Genomic DNA, 26,320 nt, shown 5'->3' with positions numbered 1-26,320 from the left:
CGCCTCAGCCGCGCGTCCAGCCCGGCTGCGCGTGCCCGGGAAACTCCCCCGGGCGCGCGCCGCGGCGGTTCGCCGACTCGACCTCCGCAGCGTCGAGGTAGGCGCGCGCTCGCACCGTGCCGGCGCCGTCCACGAACCAGAGGCCGAAGCGGCCCGGGGCGGGGTGCGTCGGCACGGCGATCGACACGGCGTCCGACAGCCGGAACGGCACCGCCTGTACCTCTGCGGACTCGGCGCCGGCGTGCGGCGCCTCCGCCGGCAGCGGCGCGTACGCGGCGAGCCACGCACCGACGACGGTGCCGCGGACGGCATCCGTCCCGTGATGCGAGATGTGCACGTCGACGGTCGTCTCCGCGTCGGGCGGCACGATGTCAGCGCCGGCCGCACGCGGGACGAGGTCGATGACGATCACCGTCTCCGCGTTGACGTCGCGAGGCACCAGGCCCGCGCCATCCTTCAGCCGCCGGTCGGTCGTCAGCAGCCCGGCCGCCTCGTGCTCGACGTCGGCGAACTCCGTGTACACGTAGCCGGCGTACCGGTCGTGCCTGCGGAGCTCCTGCGTCTCCCAGCGAAGGTGCCAGATCCGCTCGAGGCTCGTGAACCCTTCGCCGTACTCGCTGTTGATGAGCGGGATGCCGGTGCGCGGCGTGTCGTCCGAACCGTACAGCGACTTGTCGACGACGAAGTCGGGACCCAGCCGCACCGGGAAGGTCTCCTGCTCACCGCTCGCGAGCGCACCGACGGCGCGCGCCCACTCTCCGAGGTCGGGTTCGTAGTAGTGCCAGTCGAGGAGGTCGGTCTTCACGTGCGACCAGCCGGAGTTCTCCACGATCAGCCGCGAGTCGTCGAGCGCCCGGAGCCGGTCGTACGCGTGACGCGCGGCCTCGGCGCGCGCGGGGCTCCCCGGGATGTCCCAGTCGAGCCCCCACTCCTCGTTGTAGAGACCCCAGATGACGATGCTCGGGTGGTTGCCGTCGCGCTCGACCATGCCCTCGAGCTGCGCCTCGAACGCGGCGGCGGACGCCGGCGAGTACCGGCTCGGGCAAGCGGGTTCCGCCCAGACGAGCATCCCCGCCCGGTCGGCCTCGGCGAGCCACAGCGGCTCCTCGAACTTCAGGTGCTTCCGCACCAGGTTGTAGCCGAGCTCCGCCGCCCAGGCGACGTCGCCGAGGAGGTCGTCGACCGTCGGCGCCGTGAGTCCCGTCTCCGGCCAGTAGCCCTGGTCTAGCACGCCGCGGACATAGAGGCGCTCCCCGTTGAGATGGAGCTCCTCGCCGCGCGCCTCGATGCGACGCAGTCCGCCCGTCACCGTGACGAGGTCGTCGCCGGTGCGGACGCGAAGGCGGTAGAGGTGCGGGTCCTCGGGCGACCACAGGTGCGGTGCGGCGATCGGTATCCGGCCCTCGGCCACGCCCTCGGGGTCCGCGACGAGCCGGATCCGCTCCTCCGCCCCGTCGAGCTCGACCTCGACCTCGGCGCCGGCAGGATGGTCGCCGTCCAGCACGACGCGCACGTCGAATCCGTCGAGGCTGTCGCCGCGCATCGCGACCGATTGAGCGTACGTGCGTCCCCGCGCCTCGAGCCACACGCTCTGCCAGATGCCCGACGTGGGGGTGAACGACACTCCGTCGTAGTCGTCGCGCGGGATCGAGCGCTGCTTGCCGTGCGGGATCTCCCGCTTGTCGGCCGGCGCGTGCACGGCGACGGCGATCTCGTCTCCCGCGCTCGACGCCTCGTCGGTGCGCCGGTCTGCGGACGCGCGCAGGGCGTCGGTGATGTCGAACTCGAAGTACTCGTAGCCCCCGCGGTGCTCCCCGACCCGGATGCCGTTCACCTCGACGACGGCGTGGTGGTGCACGGCGCCGAAGCAGAGCACGACGCGCGCGCCCGACCAGGACGCCGGCACCTCGATGCGGCGGCGGTACGTCGCCTGCTCCAGCCAGGTGCGTCCGACGCCGGACGCCGCCGTCTCCCAGGCGAACGGCACGGTGATGCGCTCCGGTGCGCCGTCGGCCTCGAAGCCCCATGCGCCGTTGAGCGACAGCCAGCGCTCGGAGCGGTCCCGATCGGGGCGCGGGTACTCGGGGCGCGGCACCGTCGCGGTGCCGACGCTCGTCGTCTCGTCGGGGATGGTCGTCGTCATGTGTGGTCAGCCCTTCACGCTGCCGGCGAGGATGCCGTTGATGAAATGCCGCTGCAGAGCCATGAACAGGATCAGAAGCGGGATGAGTGCGACGGAGCTCGCCGCGAGGAGTTCTGCCGTGACCGTGGCGTAGTCGGCCCCGACCCGGTTGCCGCTGATCGTGGAGGCGAGGCCCGAGAGCACCACCTGGATCGTCGCCATCTGCTCGGTGTTGGCGACGATCACCGGCCAGACGAAGTCGTTGTAGATGTTCATGATCGTGAGCACCGCCAGGCCCGCGAGTCCGGGGCGGATCACGGGCAGCACGATGCGCGTGAAGATGCCGAACTCGCTGCAGCCGTCGACGCGCGCGGCGTCGATGAGCTCATCGGGCACGGCGGAGATCACCTGTCTCATCCAGAAGATGGCGAACGCATCGATCGCGCCGGGGAGGATGAGCGCCTGGTAGGTGTTGATCCATCCGAACGCCTTCATCTGCAGCAGGAGCGGGATGATCAGGACGATCGTCGGGAGCATCAGGGTGATGAGCACCGCGCCGAAGATGAGGTTCTTGCCGCGGAAGTCGTACTTCGCGAACGCGAAGCCCGCGAGTGGGGCGAAGAACATCGTGATGCCGCCCTTGAACAGGAGGACGATCCCCGTGTTCAGGAAGCCTGTCGCCAACGGGACATCGTGGAACACTCGCACGAAGTTGTCGACCGTGAACGTGGACGGATCGAACAGCAGGGGGTAGCGGATGATGTCGGCGGGCTGCTTGAACGAGGAGAGCAGCGCCCAGATCACCGGGCCGAGGAAGCCCAGGAGCAGCAGGACGAGGAAGAGGTGCGAGACGGCGCCTCGGACGCGATCGGGACGGGTGCGTGTCGTGGCCATGGCTCAGTCCTTCGCTCGCAGCAGCCGGACGAAGCCGAGCGACAGCGCCAGCACCAGGATGACGAGCAGGAACGAGTTGGCCGCCCCGGTGCCGAGGTCGGCCCGCGTGATGTGGTTGTACAGGTAGTAGCCCGCCGTCGTGGTCGAGTTGTAGGGGCCGCCCTGGGTCATCACGTACGGCTCGGCGAACATCTGGAAGACCGCCAGGGTCTGCAGCACGACGCAGAACATGATCGTGCGGCGCAGCAGCGGCACCGTGATGCTCCAGAGCTGCCGCGGGCGGCTGGCGCCGTCGATCGCCGCGGCCTCGTAGATCGAGCCGTCGATCGACTGCAGGCCCGACAGCAGGATGATCACGATGAAGCCGGTCGTCTTCCACAGGAACAGGAGGGCGAGGGTGGGCTTGGCCCACATGGTCGTCGTCAGCCAGCCGACGTCGGGGATGCCGAAGAGGTTCAGCACGGCGTTGACCGCTCCGTACCCCTGGTCGAAGAGCACGATCCAGATCTGCGCGATGGCGACCAGCGGCGTCACGAACGGGACGATGTACGCGATCCGGTACATCCCGCGGAACTTCAGCGTGGCCGAGTTCAGCAGGACCGCGATCACGACACCGATGACCAGCTGGATCGGGACGATGAGCAGCCACAGCACCGCGGAGTTGCCGATCGAGGACCAGAACTGCGGGCTCGTCAGCAGGTAGGTGTAGTTGCCGAGACCGACCCACTCCGCCGCCCCTGATCCGCGCCAGTTCGTGAAGCTGAGACGGAACGTGTAGATCAGGGGGTACACGCTGAACGCGAGGAAGATCGCGATGAACGGCAGCACGAACAGGTACGGGGCGGAGAGCCTCCGGACGCGTGCGCCGGACAGGCGTCGCCTGCGGGGCGTGAGGGCGGAGCGGGTGGTCACGGCGGTCACTGTCGGTCGATGAGGTTCGTCTGGATCTGCTCGGTGGACTGCGAGATCACCTCGGCGGGCTCGAGATCGCCGTCGAGCATGCGCTGGAGGTCGTTGCCGAGGTAGTCCACGGCGCCGCCCCACCAGGTCGGGATCGGGCCGGCGGCGGGGATCTCGGCCCCGGCCGACGTCGCGACCTCCCAGAGGTCCTGACCGCCGAGCGCCTCGACCTCGCCGAACAGCGGGCTGGCCGGGTCGGCGGCGGGCAGGTAGCTCGGGATCGAGGTGTTCAGCCCGTTCGGGTAGACCTCGTTCGGCCCCCATACGGCCGAGTAGCCGGCCTCGTCGAACATCAGGAACTCGTAGAACAGCCACGCGAGGTCGGAGTTCTCCCCGTCCTTCGGCAGCACGAACGACGAGCCGCCCATCGCGCCGCTGCGGGCGCCGCCGGCCTCCCACGCGGGAAGCTCCATCGCCCGCCAGTCGCCGCTCGTCTCGGGGAGGAGCTGCTGCGGCGCGAAGCTGAACCAGATCGCCCACGGGTAGAACACCTGGTTGCCGTTCTCGAGCTCGCCGATGTCGGTCGGGCTCAGGTACTCGGCGCGGGTGCCGAGACCCTCGTCGTTCACCGTGTCGAGGAACGTGAGGATGCGCTCGTACTCCGGGCTGTCGAGCCGCAGCTCGCCCGCCTCGTCGCCGAGCGAGGTGCCGAGCTGGTTGGCGTACATCTCCAGCTGGAGCTGGGCGAGGAACGGCGCCTGCTCCAGGTGGATGGGTCGGGCGCTCGGCACCTTCTCCTGGTAGGCCCGGGCGGCGTCGAGCAGGTCGTCGTACGTCTCGATCTGCGTGGCATCCACTCCCGCCGCCGTCAGCGCCGCCTCGTTGTAGTAGAGCAGCCCAGGGTCGAGGTCGAACGGGATGCCGTAGATGCCGTCCGCGGCGGTGTTCACGGCGAGCTTCTGCGGCGCGATGTCGGCCGCGTAGGGCTCGAGGACGTCCGAGAGGTCCCAGAGGAAGTCGGTGAAGCTCGACACGCGCGCGTCGTCGAGGAACACTCCGTCGGGCACGTCGGTGCCGGTAATGAGGGTGTTCTGCAGCTTCGCGTCGATGTCGACCGCGACGTGGTTCACCGTGATGTCGGGATACTTCTCGTTGAACGCGGCGATCGTGTTCTCGAAGACGGTGAACAGGTCGCCCTCTCGATCCCAGATCGTGATCTCGCCCGACGGGCTCTCCTCGGAGGGAGCCTGGAGGACGTTCGGGTCCGATGATTCGGCGGGCGCCGAGATGTCGGGACCGCAGGCGGTCAGGGCCACGGTGGCCAGGACCGCTGCTGCGCCGGCTGCTGCCGTGCGCACCGTTGCTGTGCGGGTGAGGTGCATCTCACACTCCTTCGTGTTTGCCAACGATGCAAACACTAGCCTGACGTTTGCACACGTTGCAAGCCTAGAATGTGAGCATGCCTGCCACGCTCCGTGACGTCGCCGACCGCGCCGGGGTATCCGTCCGCACGGTCTCGAACGTCGTGAGCGGGTACACCCACGTCAGCGAGCAGATGCGCGAACGCGTCATGCGCGTGATCGAGGAGCTCGACTACCGCGCGAACCCCGTCGCCCGCACCCTCCGCACCGGCCGGACCGGTGCCCTCGCGCTCGTCGTGCCCGAGATCGACGTCCCCTACTTCAGCGAGCTCGCCCGCGACGTGATCGACGCCGCCGCCGTTCAGGGCTACCGGGTCATGATCGATCAGACCGGCAACGACCACCAGCGCGAGCGCGAACTGCTCCTCGGCGAGGACCGCACCATGCTCTTCGACGGCATGCTGTTCAGCCCGCTCGTCACCTCGTCCGAGTTGCTCGAGATGAAGCACTCCCGCAGCGGCGTGCCCCTCGTCCTCCTCGGCGAGCACGAGTTCGACGGCCGCTTCGACCACGTCGCGATCGACAACGTCGCCGCGGCCCGCGAGGCCGTCGCGCACCTCGTCGCGATCGGTCGCCGCCGCATCGCCGCGATCGGCGCCCAGCCCGAGGAGGAGTACGCCACGCCCCGCCAGCGGACCGCCGGCTACGAGGCGGCCCTCACCGACGCAGGCCTTCCCGTCGACCCCGAATGGATGCTTCCTGCCCCCCACTACAGCCGCGCCGACGGCTACCGCGCCACGATGGAGCTGTGCGAGCGGCCGACGAGGCCCGACGCCATCTTCTGCTTCTCGGATCTGCTCGCCGTCGGCGCGATCCGCGCGATCTTCGACGCGGGCCTGAGCGTCCCCGAGGACATCGCCGTCATCGGCATCGACGACATCGAGGAGGGGCGGTACGGCCGTCCCTCGCTGAGCACGGTCTCCCTCGACACCCCGTTCATCGCCCGTGAGGCGATCGGCAGGCTCCTCGCCAGGATCGACGACCCGGCCGAGTCCGCGCAGCGCATCGTCGCGCCACACCGCCTCGTCATGCGGGAGAGCACTTCGGCCTGATCGGCGCAGCGGCGGCTCGGCGTCGGCGTCGGCGTCCAGCCCGGACTACAGCGCCGCGACCGCCCGGACGCACGCGTCGCTCTTCAGCATCGTGAGGGCGCCGAGGAGCATGCCGGCGCCGTACTTCTCGTAGTCGAAGTCGATGTCGCGGACGACCGAGTTGTAGAGAGCCCAGTGCCCCCACTTCACGAGCGTGCCGATGCCCGAGAGGTAGAGGCGCGCGAGCTGACCCTCGGTCGGCTCCGCGCCGGCGTACGCCGCGAAGAGCCTGCGGCGCACGTCGCCCGGGATACCCATGATGGTGAGGTACGCCCCGAGTTCGTAATACCGATCGGTATTGGCGGCGTAGTCGAAGTCGATGAGCATCATGGGCGCACCCGGCTTGACCATGAAGTTCGGCGGGTTCGGGTCGTTGTGCCCGGGGACCAGCTCGAGCCCTCCGGCGACGTAGCGCTCCTGGATCGGACGCCACCGCTCCTGCACCTCGCGCTGGTACGGCTGGAGCGGACGCCCCGTCTCGGCGATCTGCGCCTGGTGCTCGTCGATCATGTCGAAGAGCGTCTTGGTCACCGAGAGGAGTTCCCCGCCGTGGAGCTGACGGTAGAGCCGCATGACCTCGGTCATGCCCGTCGGCGACAGCAGGTCTCCCGCGCCCGAGGAGCGGTAGCCGTCGAGGAACGCGCTCACCTCGATGCCGGTCGCGTCGTCGAAATAGAGGACGTCAGGCCCCACTCCGGTCGAGGCGGCCACGACCGCCGCCTCGTGCGCCGCCTGCCGGTCGACGAAGGCCTCCGCGCCCTGACCCGGAACCTTCAGGAAGCGGATGCCGTCGGGCGCGATCATCCGCCAGTTCACGTTCGTCGTTCCCGAAGAGATCCGCTCCATCCGCAGGTCGCCGCCGAACGGCCAGCCGGGGAGTGTCTCGACCGCCTCGGCGAGGGCGCCGGGCCCAAGTGCGTGCCAATACGTGACGGTCATTCCCATCCCTCCTCGGCCCGCATGATGAGCGCGTCGATCTCGCCGGTCAGCACCGGGTACTCGGCGTGCCACGTGCGGAACATCAGGTACCCGGGGTAGCCGACTTCGGACTCGGGATCGAGCGCGTGCGCCTGCATCGCGCGCAGCAGCACCCAGAGGTCGACGATGACGCCCCACAGACGTGCGCGGGCGAGGGCGCCGGCGTGCGGGCTCCCCCAGATGATCTCGAACGCCTCCTCCGCCGGGAACACCGTCGGGGCCAGCTCGGTGAGGAGGCTCCCGACGTCGGCGAGCGGGTCGGCCAGGCCCGCCGTCGTGCCGCCCGTGAGGAGCACGGCGCCGTCCGGACCCAGCTGGATGTCGGACATCTCCGACGAGAGCCAGCACGGCATCGGTGCCGGACCGCCCGCCACAGCCGCCCGCACGCGCGGCAGCACGACGGCGAGCGGTGCGATCGTGAGGGGCAGCTCCGCGCCCGCGGCGGCGAACCCGTCGATCATCGCCTGCGCCTCCGCGCCGAGATCCCGCGGGGGAAGGTCGGCGCCCGACTCCCGGAACGCGCGCCGGGCCGCCGCCACGGCGGCCACCGCGCCGGGGGCCTGCAGTCGCAGTCCCGTCGCGACGCGCCAGTCCGGGCCCAGCGCCTCCTCGACCGAGATCCCCGACGCCGCGTCGACGACGAGCATCCGCGGACCGACCCCGGCCCGTGACGCCGCCGCACGGGCGACGGCGGCCGCGCTCGCGGCGGCGTGCGGGCGCGGCGCCTTCCCGATCACGCCGACCCCGGCAGCCGTCGTCGCGCGCCAGCTCTCGTGCGAGGCGCCCTGCCAGCTGAGGAGCGCCGCGCCGATGCCGGTGGGCTGCCAGTCCAGGCTCGCCCACTCGTCAGGAAGGCCGCTCAGCCGCGCGCTCATGCGCCGGCGACCCCCGCGAACGGGAAGGCGAGGTCGAACGAGCGCTCCTGCTCCAGGAGCGCGAGCACGGCGAGCACGCCTGCGTCGTCGAAGCGTCGGCCGCCGATCTGCACCCCGATCGGCATCCCGCTCGCCGACATCGCGACCGGCACCGTGCCGGCGGGGAGGCTCGTGAGGTTGTACGGCGAGGTGAAGACCATGTGGTCGAGCGAGTAGTCGTTGCGCACGGGGGTGACGTTCTCCGCGGGGAACGAAACGACCGGCGTCACGGGCGAGAGGACGTAGTCGAAGGCGTTCAGGACGGCCGCGATCTTGGCGCGGACGCCGTCGAGCTTCTTCTCGTTCGCGACGTGCTCGACCGCCGTGATGTCGGTGCGGCTGAGCAGCTGCTCGAGCAGCTGCGGGGGCAGCAGGGGCCACAGTTCCTCCGGCACCGCCAGCAGCTCCGGAAGGCCCCGGGTCGAGAGCACGGTCATGAAGCTCTCCCGATCGACCGCGGTGGTCAGCGGCTCCTCGATCGGCACGACGGTCGCGCCGTGGGCGGAGAGCACGGCCGCCTGTGCGAGCACCGCCTCAGCCACCTCCTCGTCGACGCCGCCGGGGACGTCGGTGGCCAGGAGGAGACCGACCGTCACCCCCGTGAGGGATGCCAGGGCGGCGCCGTCGCCCTCGAAGGCTCCGGGGAGGCTCAGGTGGTCGGTGAGGTCGGGCTTGCCGATGACGCGCAGGAGCGTCGCGGTGTCCGCGATCGTCCGGGCCATGGGGCCGGCGCTGCCGATGAGCTTCGGCGGGTCGTAGGCGATCCGCCCCTGCGTGGGCTTCAGGCCCGCGAGGCCGCACAGCGCGGCGGGAAGTCGCACCGAGCCGCCCATGTCCGTGCCGATCGACAGCGGTCCGGCGCCGAGCGCCACGAGAGCCCCCGATCCGCTCGAGGAACCGCCGGGGTTGAGCGCCGGGTTCCACGGGTTGCGGATGATGCCGAACTGGGAGCTGACCCCGGCGCCGATGAGCCCGAAGTCGGGCATCGAGGTCTTGGCGAACAGCGTCGCGCCGGCCTCGCGGAGGCGGCGCACCGGAGCCCCGTCGTGGGCGGATGCCGGAGCGGCGTCGTTCAGCTTGCTCCCGTGCCAGCGCGGCAGCCCCACCATCGGGAAGCTGTCTTTCACGGAGACAGGGACGCCGTCGAGGTCGCTGAGCGGCGTGCCGGCGGCCCAGCGCGCGGCGCTCGCGGCGGCATCCTCGAGCGCCTGCTCGGCGTTCATCACGGCGACCGCGTTCAGCTCGACGCCGGCCGATGCGGCGACGTCGATGGCGGCCTGGGTCGCGTCGACGGGCGAGACGCTGCCGTCGCGGTACCAGCCCGCGAGGTCGGCGGCGCTGGCGCTCGCGAGCGAGGCGGTGGTCGGGGTGTGAGTGGTCATCGTTCCTCCGTGATGAGAGTGGGCGTGGGGAGCAGGGCGGTGTTGTCATCGGACGGAATGGACGGCGGACTCGACCGCGGCGCCAGACGTTGCAGGTCTGTGAGCGTCCGCCCCTCGAGCGCGTCCCATTCCGCCGCCGCGGCCGATGCGTCGACGGGCAGGTAGAAGGGGACCGCGACCGCGACGGCGCCGCTGGCGACCCCGGCGGCGAGACCGGTCGCGCTGTCCTCGAGGACGATGCAGCGCTCGATGGCGACGCCGAGCCGCGCGGCCGCCGTGAGGTAAGCCTCGGGGTGCGGCTTGCCGTTCGCGACATCGTCTCCCGCGACCGAGGCCAGGGCCACCGGAGCGACCGCGATCACGTGGTCGACGATCCTCCGGTTCGACATGCTGACGATCGCCTGCGGGATACCGGCGGCCGCCACCTCTGCGGCGAGCGCGAGCGCGCCGGGCCGGAAGACGAGGTCGTCGACCAGCCCGATGCGCACCCGCTCGGTGAGCTCCGCGATGATCTCGTCGGCGTCGCCCGCCACCCCGGCCGCCTGGAGAACCGCGGCGGTCGTCGCCATGCTCGCTCCGACGAGGCGATCGAGGTCGGCCCGCTGCAGGGTGACTCCCGAGCGCGCCGCAAGGGTGCGGGCGCCGTCGAGCCACGCACGCTCGGAGTCGATGAACGTCCCGTCCATGTCCCACAGCACGGCATCCGGCCACGTCATCGCGGCGCGACCTCCTCCAGCACGTCGTCGAGGGTGGTCAGCAGGAGCTGGGCCTCCCGCTCGCCGAACACGAGAGGCGGCCGGATCTTCAGCACGTTGTTGCCGGGGCCGGCGACGCTGATGAGGACATTGCGCTCGCGCAGGGCGTTGACGATCCCGAGGGCGGCCGGCGAGTCGGGGTTCTTCGTGTCGGGGTCCGAGACGATGTCGACGCCGATGTAGAGGCCGGCGCCGCGGACGTCGCCGATGAGGGGCCGGCCGACGGCGAGCGCCTCGATCCCCTCGCGCAGGAGCGCTCCCGTGCGCGCCACGGAGCTCATGAGGTCGGTCGACTGGATGTAGTCGAGCACTGCCTGCGCTGCGGCGATCGACACCGAGTTGCCGCCGAACGTGTTGAAGTAGGGCACCTCCTTGCCGAACCGGGCGAGAATCTCGGGGCGGCCGGCGAGGGCCGCCACCGGCACGCCGTTCCCCATGGGCTTCCCCATCGACACGAGGTCGGCCTCGACGCCGTGGCGCTGGAAGCCCCAGAAGGTGGCCCCCGTCCGCGCGAACCCGGGCTGCACCTCGTCGGCGATGAAGAGCGCGCCGTACTCGTGGACCACGTCGATCGCCGGGGCGAGGAAGCCGCGCGGGTCGGGGTAGATGCCGTCGGAGGAGAAGATCGAGTCGGCCAGGAACGCCGCGGGCTGGATGCCGTGGGCCCGCAGGTCGTCGAACGCCTCGCGGACACGATCGGCGAACCACGCGCCGATGTCGTCGGTCTCGACCCGGTAGGGGTCGGGCGCGGGGATGATCCGCACGGTGTCGTCGTCGGGGAACCCGCCGGATATCGCCGGCGAGACGCGGCTGAGGAGCTCCGTCGTGCCGTGGTAGGCCTCGGCGGTCACGACGATGCCCTGACCTCCCGTCCACAGGCGCGCGATCCGGATCGCGAGGTCGTTCGACTCCGAGCCGGAGTTCGTGAACATGATCGACCCGACGTGGTCGGGAAGGGTCGCCAGCAGCTGCTCGGAGTAGGCGACGATCCCGTCCTGGAGGTACCGCGTGTGGGTGTTGAGCTTCCGCATCTGGGTCGTCACGGCGTCCACGACCGCGGGGTTCGCGTGCCCGACGCTCGGGACGTTGTTGTAGGCGTCGAGGATGCGGGTGCCGTCGGCGTCGTAGAGGTAGGCGCCGGAGCCCGACACCGCGTGGACGGGCGTCCGGTAGAAGAGGCGGTAGCTCGGACCGAGGCTTGCCTGCCGGCGGAGCACGAGCTGCTGCGCGGCAGGGGCGAGCCGGTCGAGGTCGGCGATCCGGAAGCTGTTGCCGTCCATGATCGAAGAGAGGGAGACGGGCGCGTCGGTGGTCATGTGGGGTTCCTTGTGGTTCTCGGGGGGTCGTTCGGCGGGCCGGCTGGGGCGCAGTGGGAGCGGGCCGGCTCAGTTGCGGACGGGCTCGGGGGTCTCGGCCGCCGCCTCCTCGACCGACGCGGTCTTCTGCGTCGTCCGCTGCTTGGCGAGGTTGTTCCACGCGGACTTCAGCACCCGTTGGAGGGTCTCGTCGAGCGAGATCGCGACGACGAGGGTGAGGCCGACGATCATCGTCTGCAGGAACTGGCTGACCCCGAGGATCACGAGGCCGTTGCGCAGCACGCCGACGAACAGGAGACCGGCGATCACGCCGCTGATCCGGCCCGCCCCGCCGGCGACCGCGACTCCGCCGAGGAGCACCACGGTGAGGGCGCTGAACTCGAGCCCCTGGCCCGTGGTCGGGGAGCCGGCCTGGAGCTTCAGGGTCATGAGAGCGCCGGCGAACGCGGCGGCGACGCCCGCGAGCACGAAGAGGCGCAGGCGCACGGAGCGGACGTTGATGCCCATGAGGAACGCCGCCCGCTGGTTGCCGCCCGCGGCCAGGAGCTGCCGGCCGAAGGGGCGGTAGTTGAGCACCCACCACGCGGCGACCGTCACGATCAGGAGGAGCAGCATCGGCAGCGGGACGACGCCGAAGAGGGCGAACCCGGCGATGTCGCGCGACTCGGCGGGCAGTCCCGTGATCGTGCGTCCGTTCGTGAGGAAGAGCGCGAGTCCCGCCCACACGTTCAGGAGACCGAGCGTCACCACCAGAGGGTTCAGCCGCAGGTGCTCGACGAGGACGCCGGTGATGAGCCCGGTCACGAGGCCCGCTGCGGTCCCCGCCCCGATCCCCAGCCAGATACTGCCCGTGCCCGTCGCCACGAGGCCGCAGACGACCGACCCGAGACTTGCGACCGAGCCGACGGACAGGTCGATCGATCCGCTCATGACGAGGTAGGCGAGCGGGATCGCGATGATCCCCACCTCCGCCATCGACAGCACGATCGTGATGAGGTTCCCCGGCTGGACGAACCGCGGGTTCAGCATCGTGAAGACGATCACGAGCAGGATCAGCGCGACGATCGCGCCGTTCTTGGCGAGCAGGATCTTCAACTGGGTGAGGTTCATGCGAGGACGCCCTTCGTGGGAATGAGGTCGAGCAGGGTCTGCAGCAGCGCTGCGTCGAAGTCGGGGGTGCGCGCGAGCTCGGCCATGCCGCCGCCCGAGAGCACATAGCTGCGGTCGCAGAGGCCGGCGATCTCGTCGCTCTCCGCGCTCGCGACGAGGACCGTCGCCCCTTCGGCGGCCGCCTGCCGGACGGCCCGGCGGATGTCGGCCTTCGCGCCGACGTCGACCCCCTGGGTGGGCTGGGCGAGCAGCAGCACGGTCGGCACCGCGGGGTACAGCCACGCGGCGAGAAGGTGCTTCTGGCGATTGCCGCCGGAGAACGCCGAGATCGGCGACTCCGGCCCGGGGCCCAAGATGCCGAGACGGCGCCGCGCGTCGGCGTAACCGGCGACCCGGGAGCGCTGCGTCGGGGCGACCTTCGCGCCCGCCACCTTCCGTCCCCGCCACGGCAGGTAGACGTTGTCGCGCGCGGCGAGGCCCGCGATGAGGCCGTCGCGGTCGCGGTCGGCGACGACGAGGTGCACGCCCTGCCGGATCGCTTCGAGCGGCGTCCGCGCTCGATACGGGTCGCCGTTCAGCGTCGCCTCGACGCCGCCGGCGCCGTGCAGCGCGTTCAGGAGCTCGAACTGCTCCCCCGCCGCCACACCGAACAGGCCGACGACCTCGCCCGCACGGAAGGTCAGCGGGTGAGGCGCGGTGATCTCGAGGACCGGGGCGCCGACCGTCGCCGCGACGTGCTCCGCCTCCTCGAGATCGGGGACGAGCGCGGTCGCGAGTGCTCTGGCGCTGAGGCCCGTGACGGCGTGCTCGCCGGCCACCTTCCCCTCGCGCAGGATCGCGACGCGGTCGCAGACCTCGATGATGTCGGGCAGACGGTGGGAGACGTAGATGACCGTCGTGCCCTTCGCGGCGAGCCGGCGGATGAGCGCGTGGAGGGCATCGGTCTCCGCCTGGCCGAGCGCGGCGGTCGGTTCGTCGAGGAGCAGGACCTTCATCTCGCCGTGGAGCAGGCCGCGGGCGAGGTCCACGACCTGGCGCTGACCGAGCTCGAGAGTCGCGACCATCGTGTCGAGCGTGAGGTCGTCCCCGCCCACCTCGGCGAGCGCCGCGCGCGCCTCCGTGCGGTCGGCCTTCGCGCGTCCGGTCCGGTCACGGCCGAGGTAGAGGTTGTCGAGGACCGTCAGGTTGCCGACGAGCGCGGGCGTCTGGTGGATCACGGTGATCCCGAGCTCGGCGGCCTGACGGGGCGTGTCGGCCGCCACGTGCTCGCCGTCCACCAGCATCCGGCCCCCCGTGGCACGGACGGCGCCGGTCGCGACGTTCACGAGCGTGGACTTCCCGGCACCGTTGTGACCGAGGAGGCCGACGATCTCGCCGGGGGCGAAGGACAGGTCGACGCCGTCAAGTGCCCGGGTGACGCCGAAGTCGACGGTCACATCGTCGAAGGCGAGGCGTGCGGTGGTCATGCTCAGCTCCTGGATCGAGAGGGGGTCCGTTGCGGCGGCGATGCCGGGGCCGGCGCGGGTGGGCGCCGGCCCCGGCGGGTACGGTCAGCCGACGTAGTACTGGTCGGCATCCTCGGCGGTCACGAGAACGCCCGGGACGACGATGTCGCTCGTCTCCTTGCCCTCGGCGCCGTCGATGAGCAGCTTCGCGTTGGCCTCGGCCAGCGCCTGAGCCGGCACCACGAGCGAGGTGCGGTAGATGGAGCCCTCGATCTTGATGAGGTCGAGCGTCTCGTTCGTCGCGTCGCGGCTGGCGAGGTAGAAGTCCGGGTCGTCCGCGGCCACACCCTCCTCGATCAGCGCCTGGTAGACACCGAGGATGTTGTCGTTGGACGCGCCCAGCCAGACGTGGCTCTCGGGGTCGGCCGTCATCTGCGCCTTGGCGATGTTGTAGCCCTCTTCGCGGGTGGTCGCCGTCTGCTCGACGATCGAGGCGTCGGGCATCACCGAGGTGAAGCCCTCGATCAGTCCGTCCATCGCGTCGGCGCCGAAGTCGCTGTCGCGGCTGCCCACGATGACCACCGTGAGGTCGTCCTCGGCGCCGGACGCCTGGAGTTCCGTCGCGGCGTTCGCGGCGAGCTCGAACCCGCCGTCGTACGAGTCGACGACCGTCGTGCCGGCCGTTCCCTCCCAGCCGATCAGGTAGCCGAACACCGGGATGCCGGCAGCCTCCGCCTGCTGGGTGACGGGCACCATGGCATCCGGAGTCACCGGGTAGCCGGCGATCGCCTTGACGTCACCGCGGTTGATCCACGCCTGCCAGCTCGACACCTGGCGGTTGACGTCCCACTGCGGGTCGTCGGTGAGGAACTCGTAGCCCGCGGCCTCGACGATCGGGCGCATGATCTCCAGCTGGTCGTTCCAGATGGTGATGTCGGCGCCGGCGAAGCCCATGGCCACGGCGCCCTTCGGCTCGTCGGCGCCGGCGGTGGTGCCGGTGTCGGTGGTGCTGCAGGCGGTCAGGCCCAGCGCGGCGATGACGACGCCGGCGGCCAGGATCCGCTTGGTGACGGTGCTGTTCACGCGAAACTCCTCGGAAGTGGTGGGCTGCTCGGGTGAGGCAGCCGGGGACGACTCTTCGAGGTCAAGACTCGACGTGGACCATTTCTGGTCCGGCGGGTCCCCGTGAACGCCGTGTTAAACATGCAGCCGCATACGGGCCAACCATTTCTGGTAGGCACACGCGGGGGCTCGGCGGCGGCCCCGAAGCGACCCCAGGGGTGCGCTCGGCGTCAGTGGTCGCCGACGACCGTGCGCACGACGAGCCGGGTGAGCTCGGGGCGGAAGAGGTCGATCGACGCCTCCACGGGTGTCCCGTCGTCGCGGCGGCTCACCCGGCGCAGGGCGAGGAGCGGCGCCCACGGCTTGATGTCGAGGAGGCGCGCCACCTGCCGCGATGCCTCGACGAGCTCGATCTGCTCCTCCGCGGTCGCCACGGTCACCCCGTACTCCTCGCGCAGCAGAGCGTAGAGCGACCCGATCGGGCTGTGGCTCAGCAGGTCTGGAAACCGTTCGGCATGCAGGAACATGCGCTCGAGCGACAGCGGGGCCCCGTCGGCGAGCCGCAACCGCAGGAGCGAGATGACCGGAGCCCCGGGCTCCGTCCCGAGCGCCGCGGCGATCCCCGCCGATGCCGGCTCGATCGACTCGGCCAGCACCCGCGTGGTCGGCTCGAATCCCTGCTCCACGAGCATCTGCGGGATGCCCTTGATCGCGTTGAGGTCGCGCGCGAGCTTGCGCGAGGGCGCATCGAACAGCGCCGGCGGCACCGGCGGCGACTCGGTCACCGCGGTGATGAACGCCCCGCCGCCCCGGCCCGGCGAGCGAACGATCGCGTGCTCGGCTTCGAGCACCTCCAGTGCGCGGCGGAGCATGTTGCGCGACACGTCGAGCTTCTCGGCGAGCTCCCGCTCGGCCGGCAGCTTCTCAAGCCCCTGCGAGACCGCCACGGCGAGCATCGCGTGCAGAGCATCGACGACGCGGGCGAGGTCGGGCGACGGCGTGGTCACGCGCACCTCCTCGCGGGTCCGTTCGGTCTCCGTCTCCGACGGTAGGCGGTCGGGATTTCCGCCGTGTTTCCGCGGCTTGTGGGGCCGCCGTCCGGAACGGGCGACGCCGCCTGGTTATGATGGATCTCGATGTGCCGGGTGACCGGCCACATCACGGGGCTGTAGTTCAATGGCAGAACTTCTGCTTCCCAAGCAGACAGCGCGGGTTCGATTCCCGTCAGCCCCTCCGTTTTGTTGCCTGTCACTTCCGGAGCTAGTTCGGACTTTCCGGAGTTAGTTCGGACTGATAGTCCGTGGAAGATCGCCGATGCAGAGCGCTCGACACCGACAGCGGCGGCGCTGGCTCACCAGATCCGCCTGAACCAGAATCGCTAGGTGGTGCGAGGCGCGAACGGCGATAGTTCCCGCGCGGCGACCGATCCCGGCGACCGTCCGCGACGCCCACATAGGAGTGAACGTCTCAAGAATGCGCCAGCCGAGTCGCCGGAAAGAGGCATTCGTCGCCACTCCATCGTGGAATCCCGGCCTCACGCCGCCGGCGCATCTCAGCAGCAGTCGTAGACCGAGGGCGCGGCAACGGGGCGCTCGGCACCCTGCGCCGAGCCAGACGAAACTACCTGCTCGATACGCGCGTGCAGTTCCTCGACCGCGAGATGCTGGCCGCCGCGGACGACGGCGGTGACCGAGCCGAGATTCGCGACATCGGTCGTCGGGTCGGAGCCGAGTAGAAGCAGATCGGCGTCCGCCCCCGGCGAGATGACTCCCATCGTCGCGGGTCGCCCGAGGAAGCTCGCCGGAGCACTCGTGGCCATCCGCAGAATGTCGAGCGGTGCGATGCCGGCCGCGCCCAGTTCGCGGAACTCCTGTTGCAGACTCTGGCCGGGCACCTTGCCCTGTCCATCGGTGGCGGCCATCATCGGCACGCCTTCCTCGTGCAGGATCCCCGTGAACCGTTTCGCCATCGCGTAGACCCGGCGGTACCCGTCACGGGTTGCGGCCGGCAGAGCAGCGAAGGTGGCGAGCACGTCGGCGTATTCATCGCGGCTCCCGGCGTCCATTCGGCCGAGCCAGGCATCGTCCCGATACGCCGGGTCGTCCATGAGGTACTGCGTGCGCAGCCGAACGAGGGTGGGCGTGTGCCACGTACCGTGGCGGGCGAACGTGGCCGCCACGGAGTGCGCTCGGGCCTCGTCGAACGAATCGACGGCGTCCGTGAGCAGCGCTGCCACCGCGGGACTGTTGAAGGCGGCGGGGTTGATGAGCGTCGTGGCCGTGCGAGCCGTCATCGCATCCTCGACGAACGGAAGCCCGCCCACCCACGCCGGGAAAGGCAGCGACGTGTCATCGCGCGCCCGCAGGTCGTCGCGACGCGACGAGATCTCGATCCACATGCCGCGCGAGGCACCGAGGTGCTCTATTCCGTCGTAGCCGGCCGCCGCCGCGTCGGAGGGCGACACCCCTTCCGGCAGGTGTCCGACGATGCGGAGCCCACGACGGTGGGCATGCTCGACCGCCGCGAAGAAGACCTCCGGCGAGGTGAGCACCATCTTGACGAAGTCGGCACCCGCCTCGTACTGGTCATCGATCGCGCGCCGCACATCGTCGACCGACGCCGCGGAGAACGGCGTGAGGATCTCGCCCGGCATTGCCAGCAGCCGCGGGGTGAAGGTGCCCAGGGGCAGGCGCTGCTCGGCACGGTCCGCGAGCATTCGCGCGGTGCCGGCCATCTGACGCATCCCCGTGACGCCCTCGGCGAGCATCGTGATCATCATCAGCGTGGGATCGGCAGCCTGCAGCGCGTGGGTGTGCATGTTGTTGTAGCCGGGAACCGCGTAGCGGCCGGCGCCGTCGATGACCCGCACGCCCGTTCCCGTCGCGGACGCTGCCTGTGGTCCCACCGCGGTGATTCGCCCGTCTCGCACGAGGATCGAGGTGTCCTCACGGCGACTGCCGTCTCGAGGGTCGATCACCGTGACGTGATCGATCCGCATCGACCCGGCAGCCGGCGGGGGCACTCGCGGCGTGGTCTCAGCCGTCAGCATCCGCAGCAGGGGCATCCCGGCGGCAAAGGCGAAGCCGGCGCCGAGAGCGCTGACTCCGGCCACCTTCAGCACCTGCCGACGCGACCGCTGTGGCGCGGCGCTCGGTTCGTCTACGTGAGGCTCGTCACCGGTCATGATCTTCTCCGTCACACGAGAGGAGTCCGGTCACCGCGCCGGCTCCGGCGGTGCCCGCGCCGTTCACAGCCACCTCGGCGGTGATCACCGTCGCCCCTGGGCGGATGCGCACGCCGGTCACGGTGACTCCGCCGTGCGAAGGGAGGGGGATACCATCGGCCAGCTGCGCGGAGAGGTCATTCCCCGAGCCTTCGTCTCCGCCCGACCGGCTGAGCAGCGCGAGCGCGCGGTCGGCGGGCAGGATCATCCCCGCAACGGCCACCGTGTCGACCTGGAGGCGCCAGCCGGCAGCATCCGAGGCCGCGCGCAGCCCGACCTCGATCGGGATCACCGTGCCGAAGGCAGGGCGCTCCAGAGACACGATCAACTCATCAGGCGCCGTCGTGACGACCGCCTCCGCTCCCGAAGAACGGCACGCGGCGTAGGAGGTGAGGGCCCCGTCCGTCAGCTCGACGTCGATCGACAGACGTCCGGTCATCACCGCGAGAAGCGCGGGTCCGCCCGACCGCGTCACCGATATCCCCGATGCCGCGTCGTCGCGGGCGGCGAGCCGCGCATCGATCTGCGCCGCCGCGACCTGCTCGGCCACCACCGCCGCTCCGGCGGCCACCAGAGCGAGCGCGGAGAGCGCGATGATCCATTTCCTGCGTCGATGAGCCACCCGATCATCCGATCGCGCGCGCCTCGCCGCTTCCCGACGCTCAGCTGACGGTCACCTGACGGCCCCGCCGGTCACCGTCAGACGACCGTCAGGATCATCGCCCGCACGCGATCAGGTCGCCTTGCTGGCATGGAGATCGCCTGTCCGCCTGCAGCTTCGGAGATACAGATGTCGCTCTTCCTCTACCGCCTGGGACGCTGGGTCGGCGGTCACCGCCTCACCGTGATCGCTGCCTGGGTGATCCTCCTGACGGCGCTCGGCGGCAGCTTCCTGGCCCTCGGGTCCGCTTTCGAGGACGACTACTCGATCCCCGGCACGGAGTCTGCTCGGGGAGAGGAGATCCTCGCCGACCGGTTCGGCTCCGATGCGACCGGAGCGCAGGCGCAAGTGCTCTTCCGCGCGACCGACGGGTCGATCGACTCCGCCGAGTCCGAGACCGCCGTCGATGCACGGCTGTCTGAGCTGGCCGCGCTTCCGGGCGTGGCCGAGGTGAGCTCGCTGGACGATCTGAAGCAGAGCGACGACGGGTCGGCCGCTCTGGCCACGGTGCGCTTCGATGTCGAAGATCCCGATGACGCCGCGATGGATGCCGTGCGCGACGCCGCCCTGCAGGAGAGCCCCCACATCACGACGACGATCGGCGGCGGCGCCTTCAGTTCGGGCGCACCCGAGGCGGGGCACGTCGCGGAGATCGTCGGCATCCTCGTCGCCCTCGCCGTGCTCGTCCTGACCTTCGGCTCGTTCATCGCCGCCGGACTGCCGATCGTCACGGCCGTCGTCGGCGTCGGCGCGACCATTTCCGCGCTCTCCCTCTTGTCGCTCACGACCTCGATCACCACGACCTCACCGTCGTTCGCATCGATGCTGGGCCTTGCGGTCGGCATCGACTACGCGCTGTTCATCCTGGCGCGCCATCGGAGCCAGCTGTCGGCGGGTCTCGACCCACACGAGTCCCTGGGTCGTGCGCTGGCGACCGCGGGAAGCGCGGTGGTGTTCGCGGGACTCACGGTCGTCGTCTCTCTCGCGGGCTTGGCGCTGGCGGGTGTTCCCGTCCTGGCGGCGCTTGGGCTGGCGGGCGCGCTGGCGGTGACGGTCTCGGTGCTGGTGGCTCTTACCCTGGTTCCTGCCGTGGCCGCCCTGTTCGGCCGCGCGCTCACCCCCTCCACGCCACGACGCCGCCGAGGCTCCGAGGCCGCGGCGTCGGCAGCTCCACGGATCACCCTGGCCGAACGGTGGGTGCGCGCCATCACCCGGCGCCCCGCGGTCACCGTTGCCGCCACCGTGACCCTTCTGGCGGTCATGAGCATTCCCGCGTTCTCGCTCACCCTGGCCCTCCCCGATGCCGGGACGCGTGCCGAGTCGGATCCGTCGCGCCAGCACTACGACGCCGTGAGCGACGCGTTCGGCGAGGGCTTCAATGCACCGCTGCTGATCACCGCCGACGTGCTCGCCAGCGACGATCCGCGTGAGGCGGTCGACGACCTCAAGGCCGAGCTGCGGGAGTTCCCCGGCGTCGTGGACGTGTCGATGGCCAGCCCGAACGCGGGTGGAGACACCGCGCTGCTGCGCGTCATCCCTGAGGGCGGGCAGAGCGACGAGCGCACCATCGCGCTCGTCCACGACCTTCGCGAAGATGCGCCGGCACTCGAGAAGGCCAGCGGGGTGACCGACCTGCGCGTCACGGGCACGACCGCAGTCAACATCGACCTCTCGGAGCGGCTGGCGGCGGCCCTCCTCCCGTTCGGGCTCACGGTGGTCGGACTCTGTCTCATCCTGCTCGCCGTCATCTTCCGCTCCGTCGCGGTGCCCATCAAGGCGGCTCTCGGGTACGTGCTCTCGGTGGGTGCCGCGTTCGGTGCCACGGTGGCGGTGTTCGGATGGGGATGGATGCCCTGGCTCAGCGGCGGTCAAGAGCCCGGAGCCGTCGTCAGCTTCCTACCGATCCTGCTGATGGGCGTGCTGTTCGGCCTTGCGATGGACTATGAGATGTTCCTCGTCAGCCGCATGCGCGAGCACTACGTCGAAACCGGCGACGCACGGGAGTCAGTCTATGCCGGCTTCGGCCACTCGGCCGTCGTGGTGGCTGCGGCCGCCGTGATCATGGTCGCCGTGTTCGCCTCGTTCGTCCCCACCGGCAGTAGCACCCTCAAGCCGCTCGCGTTCGGTCTGGCCGTCGGGGTGTTCGTCGACGCCTTCATCGTGCGCATGACCCTCGTGCCGGCCGTGCTCATCCTCCTCGGCGACCGCGCGTGGTGGCTGCCGCGCCACCTGGGACGCCTGCTTCCCCGCGTCGACGTGGAAGGCGAGGCGATGCAGAAGGTCATCGAGGCCACGGAGTTCGAAGACCGCCACGGCGATGTGGTGCTGCGCGCGCACGGACTGCGCGTCGCCGAGCACGACCAGCCGCTCGACATCATCGCGCGACCCGGCCGTGTCACCAACATCCCGGTCACCGACGCCGGCCACGCCGGCCGTCTGATGGCCGCGATCTCCGGCCGCACCGCGGTGAGCGAAGGAACCCTCGTGGTCTGCGGGGCGACCATGCCCGAACAGCGCGCGACCGCCGTGCAGCGCGCCGCGATCGTCACCACCGCGTCGATCCCTCCCCACTCGACCGTCGGCGCCGTCACGCGCGACGGCCTCGCCTGGAGAGGCGGAACGCGGGCGGAGAAGCGGCGGCGCCGCGCGCGCGTCGCTCAGCTCGCCGCCGACCCGGGGCGGTCGACCGTCACTCTCGACGCCGACGAGAAGCAGCTGCTGGCCGGAGCGATCGCCCTGGCCGGCGGGGCACGGCTCCTCGTCTTCGCCGAATCCCCCACCGACCACGTCACGGCGACCCTGCTGCGTCACGGCGCGACGATCGTGCGCTTCGCACGGGTCGAGGTCGCCGCCGCGCCCACCCTCGTCCTGGAAGCAGCCCGATGAACCTCCGCTCCCGCCCCGTCCGCCGGTTCGCCGCCATCTGCGCGGTCGCCCTCGTCCTCCCCATCGTCGCGGGCGGCCTGCTCGCGGCAAGCATCGCCGGCCGCAGCGGGTCGCTGGATGCCATCCCCGTCGCCATCGTCAACGACGACGAGATCGTCACCGGCGAGACCCCGATGGCCGCCGGACGAGCCCTCTCGGCGGCACTCGTGCACCCGGATGACGACGCGACGCAGTTGGATTGGACCCTGGCATCCGCGGATACTGCCGCCCAGGGCCTCGCCGACGGCGACTACCAGGCCGTGCTCACGATTCCCGAGGAGTTCTCCGCCGACGTGCTGTCGATCGCGACCGACGATCCGCGCGCGGCGCAGATCACCCTGCAGACCACCGCGACCGCCTCGCCGGTCGGTGCGCTCGCGGCGGAGGCCGTCACGGCGGCGGCCGCCGCCGAACTCGGCGAGCAGATCACGGTCGCCTACCTCACCGAGGTGTTCGACGGGTTCGACTCCATCGCCTCGGGCATGGCGTCGGCCGCAGACGGCGCCGCCTCCCTCTCCGACGGGGCGACCCAGATCAGCTCGGGTGCGGACTCGTTGGGCAGCGGCGCCGCCGAGCTCGCCGACGGGCTGGACACTGCCGCCGGCAGCGCCGCGTCGCTCGCCGACGGAGCCGAGCGGGTCGCGGACGGCGCCGCGTCTCTCGCCGACGGGGCGGACGACCTCTCCGGGGGCGCCGGCGAGGTCGCTGCGGGTGCGCGCGCCCTCGGCGAGGGAGCGCAGACGCTGTCCGCAGGGCTCGACGACACGGCATCCGGAGCGGCACGTGTGACCGAGGCGACGGCATCCGTGGCCTCAGGGGCCGGAGAGGTCGCCGCCGGTCTCATGGATCTGTCCGCATCCTGTGCGGCGGCGGGGGCGGCACCGACATTCTGCGCAGCCCTCGCACAGACCCGCGACGGGGCGGGCGCCGTGCACGACGGCGCCACCCAGGCCGCCGACGGCGCCGCGACGGTATCCAACGCGCTCACCCAGCTTTCGGGCGCGGGGTCGTCTCTCGCCGACGGGACCGCCTCGGTCGCCGACGGGGCCGCGTCGGTGGAGTCGGGGGCCGCCTCGCTCGCACGCGGCGCGGTGTCGGTCGCGGACAACACAGTCCAGCTCGCGGACGGCGCGGCGGCGCTGGCCGACGGGATCGCCTCTGCGGCCGACGGCGCCGCGCAACTCGGCGACGGAGCAGCCCAACTCGCGGACGGCGCGACGAGCCTCGACGAGGGCGCGGCGACCCTCGCCGATGAACTCGACGACGCGGCCGCGCAGGTGCCCCAGAGCGACGCTGACGACAACGCCGCGGTCATCGCCACCCCGATCGTGGTCGATTCGGCGGCCGACATCGACTGGTCGGGGTGGAGCTGGGCTCTCGTGGCCGCGCTGGCGCTCTGGCTGACGGCCCCGGCGGCGCTGCTGCTCGGCCGGCGCGCGCTGAGCGCGGCCGCCGGCGCGAGCACCGCGACAACCGCCCGCCTGGTCCGGGCCCTCCTCGCACCCCGGACGGCCGTGGCGATCCTGCAGGCCGGCGTCGTGCTGACAGTGCTCCTCCTCGCCGGCGCCGACCTCGGCTCCGGTCTCGGCTCGGGGGCGGCCTTCGTCGCCCTCGCCGTGCTGGCGAGTCTGACGTTCACCCTGGTGATGTCGGGCATCGGGGCCGCCTTCGGCCGCGCCGCCGTGCCAGTCATCCTGGCGCTCTCCGCCCTCCAGATCGCTGCGGTCGGGGGCATCGTTCCCCTCGAGACGGCACCGGCCGCCCTGCAGCCCTGGTCGGCGCTGCTCCCAGCCACGCGCTACCTCGATGCAGCCGCGGCTCTCGCCGTCGGCGATGCGACCGGAGCTGCGGGCGCCACGATCGTGCTCTCGGCCTGGGCGGCCGTCGGTCTCGCGCTCACGGCCACCGGCGTCCGGCGCCGTCGCACGGCCCTCGGCGCCGTCGTCCTCGCGTGACAGGATGATCCCATGACCGGTCAGATCGTCCTCGTCGTCGACGATGACGAGGAGCTCCGCACCATGGTCGCCTCGACCCTCGCCTTCTCCGGATACACCGTGATGCAGGCGTCCGACGCCGCCACGGCCTTCCGAGCGATGTCAGAAACCGCTCCGGATGCGATCGTGCTCGACGTGATGATGCCCGACGCGGACGGCTTCGATGTCGTCCAGGTGCTGCGCCACCGCGGCAGTCTCACGCCGGTGCTCTTCCTGTCGGCGCGCGACTCGGTGGAAGACCGCGTGCGCGGGTTGACGCTCGGCGGTGACGACTACCTCACGAAGCCGTTCCGCACCGTCGAGCTGCTCGCCCGCATCCAGGCGCTCCTGCGCCGCGCCACCGCCACCGCCGCCGGCGCGGGTTCCGAGGGCGCACTCCGGGTGGCCGATCTCGAGCTCGACGAGGAATACCACCGGGTCAGCCGGGCTGGGCACGGAATCGACCTGTCGCCCACCGAATTCCGGTTGCTGCAGCTGCTCATGGAAAACGATGGGCGGGTGCTCTCGAAAACCCAGATCCTCGAGGCGGTCTGGCAATACGACTTCGGCGGCGACACGAACGTCGTCGAGCGCTTCATCTCCAACCTGCGCCGCAAGATCGACGACGGTCACACCCCGCTCATCACCACCGTGCGCGGATTCGGCTACAGCATCCGCTCCTCGCCCTCGTGACCGGCTCGATCCGCGCCCGCCTCATCGTGTCGCTCGCGGCCTCGGCGGCGATTGTCATGACGCTCGGCGCCGTTCTCACGGTGGCCCTCACGTCGCACTTCATCTCCCAACGCATCGACGCGCGCCTCACCGAAACCGCCTCGCGCGCGACGGCGCTGCTCACCGCTTCCGACACGGCGACCCTGTCACCCGATCTCTCCGCGATCCTCAGCTCGGACCTCACCGGTGTCATGGCGCTCGACGGCGGCGAACTCGTGCACACCGCACAGCTCACGGACGTCGATGCCGAGATGCTCGCGGCCGTCACGTCCCGCGACCCCGTCGCCGTCGCCGATTATCGTGCGGTGGCCGTCAGCCTCGACGCGGGGTCGCTGCTGTTCGAGTCGGCTTCGGAGGATCCCACGCCGGTGCGACATCTGGTCCTCGCCATCGATACCACCGCCCGTGAGGGCATCATCACCTCGATCACCACGGCTGCGGTGATCAGCGTCGGAGCCGCTCTCGTCATCCTCATCCTCGTGGCCGTGGTGATCGTCACGCGCGGGCTCCGCCCGCTGTCGACGATGGCCGACCGTGCCGCGGCGCTGGCCGGCGGCGATCAGACGACGCGGCTGCCGGTGGGCGAGCGAGACGACCCCTCCATCGCCCGCCTCGCCACCACCGTCAACGCGGCCTTCGATGCACAGGAGGACGCCCAGAACCGCGTGCGCTCCTTCGTGGCCGATGCCTCTCACGAGTTGCGCTCCCCGCTCACGACAGCCACCGGCTGGGTGGATCTCTTCCTTCAGGGCGGGGTGACCACCCGCGACTCGCTCAACGATGCGATGGGCCGCGTGGCGACGCAGCTGCACCGCATGCGGCAGCTGATCGAGGAGCTCGCCACCCTCGCCCGCACGGATGCCGGGCGTCCTCTGGATCAGTCGCCCGTCGACCTGGGCCCCCTCACCCGCGAAGTCGTCACCGACATGCGCATCGCGCATCCGACGCGCGACATCCGCCTGGCTCCCGACGGGGCCGAGCCCGCGCTGGTGCTGGGAGATCAGGCGCGCCTGGCCCAGGTCCTCCGAAATCTCGTGGGAAACGCGGTCTCCCACACTCCGGCCGATGCCGCCATCACCGTCGCCCGCTCCTCGCACGGGGGAAGACACCGGATCCAGGTCGCCGACACGGGCCCCGGCATTCCCGCCGAGCACCTGCCGCACCTGTTCGAACGGTTCTGGCGAGCAGACAGCAGCCGCACCACCGCCACCGCCGGCTTCGGGCTGGGGCTGGCGATCGCGCAGTCGCTGGTCGAAGCCCACGGCGGTACGATCACCGTCTCCAGCAGCGGCGAGCGTGGCACGGTGTTCGTGGTCATCCTTCCCGCGCTGAGGACTCCGGCTCCGTGATCGCATCCTGCATCACCGTTTTGCCGGGGTTCTCGCTAGGAGGCCCCGCCGCGGAATCCCCGTGATC

Annotated in this window: 20 protein-coding genes and 1 tRNA gene; 6 read left to right on the top strand and 15 right to left on the bottom strand. The window is 71.0% G+C overall.

Annotation, left to right across the window (positions count from 1 at the left end; translation table 11 throughout):
- Positions 1-4 precede the first annotated feature (4 nt).
- From QQZ13_RS10095 to QQZ13_RS10080, 4 genes are read right to left on the bottom strand one after another with little or no spacing between them, the layout of a single operon-like run.
- Positions 5-2,143, bottom strand: a complete 2,139-nt coding sequence (locus tag QQZ13_RS10095; RefSeq protein WP_284528909.1) for a glycoside hydrolase family 2 protein — start codon at positions 2,141-2,143, stop codon at positions 5-7.
- 6 nt (positions 2,144-2,149) lie between these two features.
- Positions 2,150-3,016: a carbohydrate ABC transporter permease gene (locus QQZ13_RS10090; RefSeq protein WP_284528908.1), complete on the bottom strand. Its 867-nt coding sequence runs from the start codon at positions 3,014-3,016 to the stop codon at positions 2,150-2,152.
- Positions 3,017-3,019: 3 nt separating this feature from the next.
- Positions 3,020-3,928, bottom strand: coding sequence for a carbohydrate ABC transporter permease (locus QQZ13_RS10085; protein WP_284528907.1), 909 nt, complete (start codon positions 3,926-3,928; stop codon positions 3,020-3,022).
- Between the two features lie 5 nt (positions 3,929-3,933).
- Positions 3,934-5,298, bottom strand: coding sequence for an ABC transporter substrate-binding protein (locus QQZ13_RS10080; protein WP_284528906.1), 1,365 nt, complete (start codon positions 5,296-5,298; stop codon positions 3,934-3,936).
- Between the two features lie 77 nt (positions 5,299-5,375).
- Between QQZ13_RS10080 and QQZ13_RS10075 the strand changes: the two genes are divergently transcribed.
- Positions 5,376-6,389, top strand: a complete 1,014-nt coding sequence (locus QQZ13_RS10075; protein ID WP_284528905.1) for a LacI family DNA-binding transcriptional regulator — start codon at positions 5,376-5,378, stop codon at positions 6,387-6,389.
- Positions 6,390-6,434: 45 nt separating this feature from the next.
- Here the strand turns inward: QQZ13_RS10075 and QQZ13_RS10070 are convergent, their stop codons facing one another.
- From QQZ13_RS10070 to QQZ13_RS10030, 9 genes are all read right to left on the bottom strand, one after another.
- The gene (locus tag QQZ13_RS10070; protein ID WP_284528904.1) at positions 6,435-7,367 is read right to left on the bottom strand and encodes a phosphotransferase; all 933 of its coding nucleotides are present in this window, start codon (positions 7,365-7,367) and stop codon (positions 6,435-6,437) included.
- Positions 7,364-8,281 carry a hypothetical protein gene (locus QQZ13_RS10065; protein WP_284528903.1) on the bottom strand — a complete coding sequence of 306 codons (918 nt, stop codon included), beginning with the start codon at positions 8,279-8,281 and terminating at the stop codon, positions 7,364-7,366. Before QQZ13_RS10065 ends, QQZ13_RS10070 begins: the two co-directional genes overlap by 4 nt.
- On the bottom strand, positions 8,278-9,702 hold the full coding sequence (locus tag QQZ13_RS10060; protein ID WP_284528900.1) for an amidase family protein: 1,425 nt from the start codon (positions 9,700-9,702) through the stop codon (positions 8,278-8,280). The genes QQZ13_RS10065 and QQZ13_RS10060 overlap by 4 nt, the downstream gene beginning before the upstream one ends.
- Positions 9,699-10,418 carry an HAD family phosphatase gene (locus QQZ13_RS10055; protein ID WP_284528898.1) on the bottom strand — a complete coding sequence of 240 codons (720 nt, stop codon included), beginning with the start codon at positions 10,416-10,418 and terminating at the stop codon, positions 9,699-9,701. Before QQZ13_RS10055 ends, QQZ13_RS10060 begins: the two co-directional genes overlap by 4 nt.
- Positions 10,415-11,773: an aspartate aminotransferase family protein gene (locus QQZ13_RS10050; RefSeq protein ID WP_284528897.1), complete on the bottom strand. Its 1,359-nt coding sequence runs from the start codon at positions 11,771-11,773 to the stop codon at positions 10,415-10,417. Before QQZ13_RS10050 ends, QQZ13_RS10055 begins: the two co-directional genes overlap by 4 nt.
- A 69-nt stretch (positions 11,774-11,842) precedes the next feature.
- On the bottom strand, positions 11,843-12,883 hold the full coding sequence (locus tag QQZ13_RS10045) for an ABC transporter permease (RefSeq protein WP_284528896.1): 1,041 nt from the start codon (positions 12,881-12,883) through the stop codon (positions 11,843-11,845).
- The gene (locus QQZ13_RS10040; protein WP_284528895.1) at positions 12,880-14,349 is read right to left on the bottom strand and encodes a sugar ABC transporter ATP-binding protein; all 1,470 of its coding nucleotides are present in this window, start codon (positions 14,347-14,349) and stop codon (positions 12,880-12,882) included. The genes QQZ13_RS10045 and QQZ13_RS10040 overlap by 4 nt, the downstream gene beginning before the upstream one ends.
- Positions 14,350-14,433: 84 nt before the next feature.
- Positions 14,434-15,411, bottom strand: coding sequence for a substrate-binding domain-containing protein (locus tag QQZ13_RS10035; protein WP_284528894.1), 978 nt, complete (start codon positions 15,409-15,411; stop codon positions 14,434-14,436).
- Positions 15,412-15,620: 209 nt separating this feature from the next.
- On the bottom strand, positions 15,621-16,397 hold the full coding sequence (locus QQZ13_RS10030; RefSeq protein ID WP_284528893.1) for a GntR family transcriptional regulator: 777 nt from the start codon (positions 16,395-16,397) through the stop codon (positions 15,621-15,623).
- Between the two features lie 155 nt (positions 16,398-16,552).
- Here QQZ13_RS10030 and QQZ13_RS10025 point away from each other — a divergent pair.
- A tRNA-Gly gene (locus tag QQZ13_RS10025) sits at positions 16,553-16,623 on the top strand.
- 319 nt (positions 16,624-16,942) lie between these two features.
- Here QQZ13_RS10025 and QQZ13_RS10020 read toward each other — a convergent pair.
- Both QQZ13_RS10020 and QQZ13_RS10015 read right to left on the bottom strand, forming a co-directional pair.
- Positions 16,943-18,574, bottom strand: coding sequence for an amidohydrolase family protein (locus QQZ13_RS10020; RefSeq protein WP_284528892.1), 1,632 nt, complete (start codon positions 18,572-18,574; stop codon positions 16,943-16,945).
- On the bottom strand, positions 18,564-19,235 hold the full coding sequence (locus QQZ13_RS10015) for a hypothetical protein (RefSeq protein ID WP_284528891.1): 672 nt from the start codon (positions 19,233-19,235) through the stop codon (positions 18,564-18,566). Before QQZ13_RS10015 ends, QQZ13_RS10020 begins: the two co-directional genes overlap by 11 nt.
- Positions 19,236-19,403: 168 nt before the next feature.
- On the opposite strand from QQZ13_RS10015, the gene QQZ13_RS10010 reads away from it, so the two are divergent.
- From QQZ13_RS10010 to QQZ13_RS09995, 4 genes are read left to right on the top strand one after another with little or no spacing between them, the layout of a single operon-like run.
- The gene (locus QQZ13_RS10010; protein WP_284528890.1) at positions 19,404-22,160 is read left to right on the top strand and encodes an MMPL family transporter; all 2,757 of its coding nucleotides are present in this window, start codon (positions 19,404-19,406) and stop codon (positions 22,158-22,160) included.
- Positions 22,157-24,154, top strand: coding sequence for a YhgE/Pip family protein (locus QQZ13_RS10005; RefSeq protein ID WP_284528889.1), 1,998 nt, complete (start codon positions 22,157-22,159; stop codon positions 24,152-24,154). Before QQZ13_RS10010 ends, QQZ13_RS10005 begins: the two co-directional genes overlap by 4 nt.
- A gap of 12 nt (positions 24,155-24,166) precedes the next feature.
- Entirely contained in the window at positions 24,167-24,865 is a 699-nt protein-coding gene (locus tag QQZ13_RS10000; protein ID WP_284528888.1) for a response regulator transcription factor, read from the top strand.
- Positions 24,862-26,253, top strand: a complete 1,392-nt coding sequence (locus QQZ13_RS09995) for a cell wall metabolism sensor histidine kinase WalK (RefSeq protein ID WP_284528887.1) — start codon at positions 24,862-24,864, stop codon at positions 26,251-26,253. Before QQZ13_RS10000 ends, QQZ13_RS09995 begins: the two co-directional genes overlap by 4 nt.
- The last annotated feature ends 67 nt before the right edge of the window (positions 26,254-26,320 follow it).

Source organism: Microbacterium sp. T2.11-28, from assembly GCF_950097975.1.
In the GTDB taxonomy this organism is placed as follows: Bacteria; Actinomycetota; Actinomycetes; order Actinomycetales; family Microbacteriaceae; genus Microbacterium.
Note: the sequence above shows the minus strand (reverse complement) of the source record. Positions and strands in the feature narration are given on the sequence as shown.